The following is a 7,949-nucleotide window of genomic DNA, read 5'->3' as shown; positions in this document are numbered from 1 at the left end:
ACGTGGATCGGGTATGCGATTAAGGCGTTCAAAAAGTGTCATTTTGTAGGTTGAGTAGTACATAGATAATGATCTGATCAACAAAATCAGGATTAGTTCAATCGAAAATAAAGAACATTTAATTCCTTGATGCAGGTGAACGCAAATTGACCGTGTTGTTTGGCATTTAATCAATTAAACCCTACAAACTATGTGAGATCTCGCCCTGATTCACACTCTGATTCTATGATCTATCAATCTGATTGTAATATGCGGGCTTCATAAGAATCGTATCTTTAGATTGGTGAATAAATGAAAAACTCCACATTATTACTAGCCATTACTTTAATGGTTGGTTGCTCTGCTAAGCCCATTAACCAAGATGCTAAATCGGTCAGAATTGTCGATTCTGCACCTGCAAATTGCTTGTACTTAGGTGAAGTCGATGGAACGCAAGGTAATTGGTTTACCGCCGACTTTACAAGTGACAGAAACATTCTGGTTGGTGCTAGAAACCAGCTGAAAAACGAGGCACATAAACTAGGAGCGAATGTCGTTGTACTACAAAAGAGTGTAGATAATAGTAACGATGGTCTGTACGCTTATGCGGACAAAAATTCGTTTGGTATGTCTAGTAGTAAAGGTACTTACAGTAGTACGTTAATTGGTGAGGCGTATTTCTGCGCGGAACAATGATATTTTTATCGATAAGAAACTATTCTATCGAGTCACTTCAAACCCAATTGTAATTGATATATCCCTTGCTGCTAGATCATTCAAATTAGCTCGACTTTGCATGGCAATAATCGAACTAAAATATTGTTGTTGTCTAGAATAACGTTAATTTTAACGTCTAAAGAACAGTAGAATGAACAGAGCAAATTATTGGCCCTATATTATATCAATATCGATGTTATCAACGGATGGTTTTGCGGAGGGAGTCGCCTACCTGGACACTAAACCTAGCGTTGTGAACGCCATCAATTACGACCAAAGCCTGAATATGAACGAGTACTATGTTAGTGAGAAGTTGGACGGTATTCGTGCTATTTGGACAGGAGAACAGTTAGTGACGCGCTCGGGACGCGTAATTAACGCTCCAGATTGGTTTATACATTCGCTCCCCTCCATCATGGTCGAAGGAGAGTTATGGGCGGGAAGACAGCAGTTCTCAAAAGTCCAAAATACAGTACTTGACCTTATCCCTGATAATGAAGCTTGGCAAAAAATCCGTTTTAAATTGTTTGACGCGCCTGGGCATTTAGGAACATTTGAACAACGTTATGAATTTCTTAAACGTTACTGTCAAACTGTTGCTATGAGACATATTCAATGTGTAGAGCAGCGTACGGTTTTAAGCCATAAAGAACTCGATGACTATTTAGAATGGATAACAGCGAACAAGGCTGAAGGGCTGATGCTTAAACTGAAACATGAGGTCTATCATCCGGGCAGAAACCATTCACTTGTTAAAGTCAAAACCGTACAAGATATGGAAGGCCTGGTGGTTGGCTACAAAGAGGGGAAAGGCAAGTATCAAGGAAAGATGGGCGCATTACTTATCGAACTCAGTGACGGCGCACGGTTTTATGTCGGTAGCGGATTTAGCGATATAGAACGTACTAATCCTCCTAAAATCGGAACCGTGATTACTTTTAAGCACAACGGATGGACAGTCAATGGATTGCCACGCTTTGCTCGATTTTTCCGAATTCGCGATCCAGAGTAGCCATTACGGTTGCCTTATCTCCGTCAGAGTTTTACCACAGCGCTTAAACAACGACTTCCAATAGAATACATGCTGCTGATTTGCCGCTTTGAATTCATCATAAATGCGGTCGAGTCGATAAACCGACACCTTATCTTGCTGGACCTTGTCCAAAACGTGCTTGATAAACACCACCTCGCGAGAGATGGCTTGATATTCACTGCTGAGAAACGAGAGGTAAGGCTGAATATCGGTGATGAATAGGTTGTTGAAGACATTAACCAAATAGTTAAAGCGGGTAGTATCTCTGTTAGCCCCACATAAAATTTTATTATCGTACTTCTGCAATTGTTGAGTGGCTACCGTCAGCCACTGTGTACTCGCTTGAAGAGAATAGGCGAGATTTCCGATAAGTTTCGTTTTCTCTAATGTTTCTTGGTACGGTGTAATCGACGGAGGTAAGGTTAAGGTATGGCTTCCTTCGGTTTGTGTGAGAATGTAAGCGGCAATACTATTGAATGTATTTAACGCAGAATGTAATTGAGCCGCTTGACTACTTATCCCTTCATCTAACCACTGATTACCGGATAGCTGAGCGCGCATCGCATTACTGGTAAAGATAAGATTTGAAAAGTAGCTGGGAAGATAACGGTATTTAGTGGCCAGAATGTCTTCAAGCTGGGCTTTCACACTTTGTTCTATTTTATCTGATAACAAGCATCGCTCTATACCGTCGATTAATGTTATCTGATAGTCAAAATCACGAAACTGGTCTTGGACTTTACCTAAAACAGAATTACGTTCAGCTATCAGCTCAAAAAGATGGCATTTTCTAAGCTGATAGCTATCGACGATGCCCAGCGTAGTGCGTGGAATATCGATAGTAATATCGCGTTGGCTCGGAAGGGTGATTAAAGTGTTTTCAGGGTGAGGTAACGCGTCGCTGTTTTGAACCGAGGCAATTCTCGACAAATAGTCTTCGAAACGGCTCTCAGCTCCTTTCTGCTCAATACATCCAGACAAGGCGCTTAAGAAAAAAACAAGCGCCATGACTGCTTTTGCTGATGGAGGTGTTGTTAGTGCTTTCAAAGTTTTCTGCGCGTTAAACTACGTATCTAGGTATTACGTAAGCATAGTCTATCTTTGAGCACCCTTAATAAACTTATCGATGCTCTAAAGCTAGCGGCTCGCGTATTCGAGTTGTAACTCATCGTTTTGACGGTGCATCCATAGCAGTCGGATAGTGAGCATGATAGCGGCACTTGATAGACCAGCAATAAAGCCAATCCAGAAACCAACAATTCCCATTGGCTCGATAATTAAATCGGTCATTCCGAGAACGTAGCCTAATGGTAATCCAATTAGCCAATAGGCGATAAATGTACGATTAAAAATGGCTTTCATGTCTTTATAGCCACGTAATGCGCCCGCTGCAACAACTTGGATTGCGTCTGTACATTGATAGATGGCTGCAAAAATCAACAGGTGCATTGCTAGCGCTACTACTTCTACATTGTCGGTATAAAGGTGAACGATTTGTTGCTTAAAGATTAACGTACAGATTGCGGTGAAAATAGCGGTCCCAAGACCCACTCCGAGGCCGACACGACATGCAATGACGGCTCCAGCTGTATCAGTCTCACCCAGTTTATGTCCAACGCGGATACTGACTGCTGCACCGATACTCATTGGGATCATGAAGACTAAAGATGAAAAGTTCATTGCCACTTGATGCGATGCCACGACAAGTGAGCCAAGTGGCGCGACAAGCAATGAAACAACGGCAAAGAGTGATACTTCAAAAAAAATTGCAGCAGCGATAGGAAAGCCAAGTTTAACCAAGCGAACCTGTGCTTTTCGCTCTGGTTTATGCCATGTTTTAAAAAGTTCAATGTGCTTGAGTCGGTCAGTAGTGATGGCATAAAATAGCATCATAAAGAACATGAGCCAATAGACGATTGTGGTCGCAACGCCACATCCAACACCGCCTAACGTTGGTGCACCGAATTTCCCGTAAACAAAGATCCAGTTAAGTGGGATATTGATCAGCAAGCCAATAAAACCAATAACCATCGCGGGCTTGGTCAGCGACATTCCGTCAGTGTAACTACGTAGTGCTTGGAACAACAGAAAAGCAGGCACCGCAAAAATAACTGCGTAAATGTAGCCTACGGTTTTTTCTGCCATGATGGTTTCGACATTCATTAGATCGAGTATGGTTTCTATTTGCAATAGGACCATGATAATTGGAACACTAATAAGCAGAGCCATGATGAATCCTTGATGGATCTCATAAGGGATCTGCTTTTGCTTTCCAGCGCCATTGAGTTGTGCAACAACGGGTACCAAGGCCATTAACAGACCGATACCAAAAAGAATAGAAGGAAGCCAAACACTGGCTGCGATAGAGACCGCCGCCATGTCAACAGCACTGACGCCACCAGCCATGATGGTGTCAACGAATCCCATTCCTGTTTGAGCTATCGAAGCGATAAGAACAGGGGAGGCGAGTTTGATAAGATTTTTAGCTTCGGTCTGATAGCGTTGCACGTAAGAATCCATGTTTGATAATAACCACTGTGAATGATAGAGAATATTGCCAAGTCACACCATGATTTATTGTCTCTGTGGTCAGAAAATTGTTGATTTTAGAAACGAACCTTCAGTCACAATTATTTCACGGTGCCTGTTTTATGATGGACGATTAACTAAGGCAAGGAGGAGCCCTTAAAATCAGACGCTAAAAATAACAAAAGCCTGCGTTTAAGCAGGCTTTGTAGAAGCTGAATCAAGTGTTGGTTACTGTAACTCAGAGAGTTGATCAGAGAACCAAATCTTGCGTTGGAAGCGTGGGTTCTTTGAAGACATGTCGATCTTGTATGGGTTTTCCTCGACTGAACGTTGAGGAATATCAAGAATTTTACAAAGCTCTTGAGCCAAGAATTTCTCGATTTTTAGTACCACCATCTTCTTACGCAGACGACCTTGCTCATCACGGTTAAGGATGGTTGGCATCGTGTTCAGCGTTAGAATTTCGCCCAGCGCAGGGTTTGACATGCGCTCACGACCTTCAGAGCTTGCGTAGAAGTGCGAAACAGTAAATACCATGTTCGCTGGCTTCAACTTCTGTAAGAACTGACAAGATTTAACGACAGTAGAGCCGGTACGTACCATGTCGTCAAACAAAACGATACTAGGGTTATCGAGCCCTTCAAACGTATCTTCGCTCTCTTTATGTAGCGTGATTTCAACTTTGCGCTCAGCGGTACGTTCTTTGTCTAGCATGATGAACTTGGCTTTGGTTAAGCCTAAAGTGTTGTACATCTCTTTGACAAAATCGCGCGCGCCTTTGTCTGGAGCACACAACACAAGACCTTCGCCTTCCTCACCGAAGCTCAAGATATTTGAATTTAATAGATAGTGCGCGTAAATCTCATAAGGAATAAGGTTGTAGAAACGACCTTCAAATACATCGCTAAACATCTTCTGCACAGAGATAGAGTGGTTGTGAACGGTAATCACATCATCCACGCCTGACAGTTTAAGCATCTGTGCGTAGAGCTTAGCGGTGAAAGGCTGACCATCGAATTTCTTAATATCAGAGACAGAGCGGTCAGTATCCGCATCACCCAGTTCTGGGCGAGGGCCACGGTCTTGAGCAGAGAAAAACAGATCAGGTTCGACTAAAACTACACGGTTTGCACCATTCTCTTTTGCTGCGCGAGCAATGATGAAGTTGTGCATGGCCAGCTCTTGTCGACTAGTAACGAGGTTACCAGTACTGACGATCACAACCGTTTTGCCTTCTAAGCTGTTACCGATATTGTCCATATCGTCTTCATCAGAGATAAAACGTGGGCAAAATTCGGTGTTCATGAAGTGCTTCATGCTGATGACATCAGAGATATCTTCGTGTTGTCCCATAGCGTAAGCGACATCAATGGCAAAAGGGTTATCAGAAGAGTTGCTTACGATCACGACTTCGTTAGACAGTACGTTTTGGCTGCTCATGGCATTCCTTATCCGTAGGATGGGGGAGTGGGTTGCGCGTATTCTAGCTATAAAACGCGCAGAACGGCAGTGGAAATAGTGAGTTTTTACTAAAAGAATTAATTCGGAGTTACTTTGAGGTGGCTGGTTGAGCAAACGTTTGCGTATCTGCGGGCGTCTAGTTGTGCGATTGACTGATTATAAGGAAAGGTAACAGGGGACAAGAATTAGGTTCGTTCAGCGAATAGGTTGCTGAACGAACCAAAGATAATAGATGAAATCGATTAGTTGATAACGATAGTTGAACCAACCATTTGGAATTTTTCACCATCAAACTGTCGGAAGGCGTTCGTACCATCTTCAGTCGCGATAGATAGGTTGTTTTCAAATAACGTATCAACAGCAGGGAAGATTGTTTCAACACGTTCATCGTTGCTTAAACTCACACGGTGAATTGCATTACTCGCAAAGATGCCTTGTGTATTGTTTACTAGCGTGTTGTTCTTAACCACAACGTCTTTTGGTGTCCACTGCTTTTGTAGTGTTTTACCATCCGTTGAATCTTTACTTAGCACTTCGCCATTCGCTACATCGATGATGCCAGTGTTCAGCACAAGAGCGCCACGGTAAGTACCTTTACCTAATGTGCCTTCGATATAGTTGTTTTCAATCACGTGGTTCTCATCATAGATGCGGATACCACCTGAATTAGCCGTGTTACCCGGTAAGATTACGTTGTTTGTCACAACATTATTATGGCCGTGTCGAAGAGAAATCATCGAAGTACTGTTTTTGATTGTGTTGCCATCAAAAGTGATACCGCTCGCTTTCACTGAGACAAGCTCGATCTCGCCAGACCCGTTTTTACCGACATAACCACTGATATTGTCGAAGTAGTTATTGCGGACAATACTTTGTGAGTCAAACAGAGAGTTGTGGCTGTCACCCACGCGGATCGCTTGTCTGTCGTTACGGTTTGTTCTCACCATTTTCGGGGTAGAGTTTTCGATGAGCTCCATATCTAAAGCCGTAAGGTCTTTAAAGATGTTACCTTCGATTAGGGTTTTCTCTAACTTGTCTGATGTTGCCACAACAAGCATCGCGCCACGCTTGTACTTACCTTCAAAGGTATTGTTGGTAATCTTGTTGTTTTCACCGCCAACCGTGATCCAACGGATGTTAGGGTATTTCCCGTTCTCATCCGCTACGTATTCGTAGTCGTTGAACTTGTAGATGACAGAGTTGTTTAACGTATTGTTTTTACCAAAGATACCAAATACGCCCATGATGTTTGCATCATGACTTTCAGTGCTTAGTGTTGCGCCGCCATCAGTGAAGACCAAGCTCTCAATGAGGTTGTTGTCACCCTTAACCAAGAACTGAGTAGAACCGTTAAAAATAGCGGTTCCAGGCTCTTGAGCGACAATCTTGACGTTGTTCGCTGATAAAGTCACACGACCTAAATCAGCATAACGACCTGGTTTGATGCTAATTACGTCGCCATCTTGCGCGTTGTTGATGCTCTCGCGTAGCTCCAGCACTTCTTGTGCAGAAGCAACAGCAACACCTTGATCAACCATAACTGCTGTCGGTTGGGTAATTTGTTCTGTGCTTGCGTGGCTAGTTGTCGCGCCTGCGAATAGTAATGAACCTAAAATAAATGCAATTGGTGACTTTTTCATAAGTATCTCTTTTGTAGGGTATTTGAGTATGAGGGAAGGTTAGCCACACAAAAGAGGGCGAGAAAACCGATTCGCTTCTGGAATGTGGTCTGAATCGCGTCGGCTTTGTTAAATTGTGGATAAGTTCAAATAATTTGATAATACAAATAAAACTTTACTATTTGAGGGTTGTAAAGGGTCTTGGTTCGGGATAGTAGGTCTCTTAAATTTTCATTTTAAATTTAAGTTATTGTTTTTGTTTGTAATATTCTGGTTTTTCTTTGACTCTTAGTAGATGCTTAACTAGATCTATATGAGCGGCTCTGCAAAGAAGGGAGGGGGATTAGTAATATTAGTGTACTTAGTATGTATCCGCTCAATACTCAGCAGGTCGTGAGCGGATAATAGTGACGATTTAATCGTTTTTGATGTTCCAGGGTAGAAGCGCTTCGATTTGCTCGACGCTTTCTGCGTATGGCAACTCAGTAAGAAGGGTGTGTAAGTATTGGTATGGCTCTAGACCATTCAGTTTTGCTGTTTCCACCAAGCTATAACACACTGCACTCGCCTTTGCCCCTTGCCTAGTGTCTGCGAACAACCACGCTTTTCTG

At 42.7% G+C, this 7,949-nt stretch carries 7 protein-coding genes; 2 read left to right on the top strand and 5 right to left on the bottom strand.

Going from position 1 to position 7,949, the window contains the following annotated elements; all coding sequences use genetic code 11:
* Positions 1–291 precede the first annotated feature (291 nt).
* Positions 292–675 carry a DUF4156 domain-containing protein gene (locus tag VTH8203_RS15445; protein ID WP_096994480.1) on the top strand — a complete coding sequence of 128 codons (384 nt, stop codon included), beginning with the start codon at positions 292–294 and terminating at the stop codon, positions 673–675.
* Positions 676–847: 172 nt separating this feature from the next.
* Complete coding sequence (locus VTH8203_RS15440; RefSeq protein ID WP_096994479.1) at positions 848–1,708, top strand: DNA ligase; 861 nt, start codon at positions 848–850, stop codon at positions 1,706–1,708.
* Between the two features lie 3 nt (positions 1,709–1,711).
* Here the strand turns inward: VTH8203_RS15440 and VTH8203_RS15435 are convergent, their stop codons facing one another.
* From VTH8203_RS15435 to VTH8203_RS15415, 5 genes are all read right to left on the bottom strand, one after another.
* The gene (locus VTH8203_RS15435) at positions 1,712–2,776 is read right to left on the bottom strand and encodes a DUF3080 family protein (RefSeq protein WP_096994478.1); all 1,065 of its coding nucleotides are present in this window, start codon (positions 2,774–2,776) and stop codon (positions 1,712–1,714) included.
* Between the two features lie 90 nt (positions 2,777–2,866).
* Entirely contained in the window at positions 2,867–4,237 is a 1,371-nt protein-coding gene (locus VTH8203_RS15430) for an MATE family efflux transporter (RefSeq protein ID WP_096994477.1), read from the bottom strand.
* 249 nt (positions 4,238–4,486) lie between these two features.
* Complete coding sequence (locus VTH8203_RS15425; RefSeq protein WP_096994476.1) at positions 4,487–5,698, bottom strand: phosphoribosyltransferase family protein; 1,212 nt, start codon at positions 5,696–5,698, stop codon at positions 4,487–4,489.
* A 263-nt stretch (positions 5,699–5,961) separates the two neighbouring features.
* On the bottom strand, positions 5,962–7,359 hold the full coding sequence (locus VTH8203_RS15420) for a chondroitinase-B domain-containing protein (protein ID WP_096994475.1): 1,398 nt from the start codon (positions 7,357–7,359) through the stop codon (positions 5,962–5,964).
* A 394-nt stretch (positions 7,360–7,753) separates the two neighbouring features.
* On the bottom strand, positions 7,754–7,949 hold a 196-nt coding region (locus VTH8203_RS15415), incomplete at its 5' end, for a transposase domain-containing protein (RefSeq protein ID WP_167385829.1).

The sequence above is a fragment of the Vibrio thalassae genome, from assembly GCF_900089835.1.
Classification (GTDB): Bacteria; Pseudomonadota; Gammaproteobacteria; order Enterobacterales; family Vibrionaceae; genus Vibrio; species Vibrio thalassae.
The sequence above is the reverse complement of the archived record's forward strand: the minus strand, read 5'-3'. Positions and strand labels throughout refer to the sequence as shown.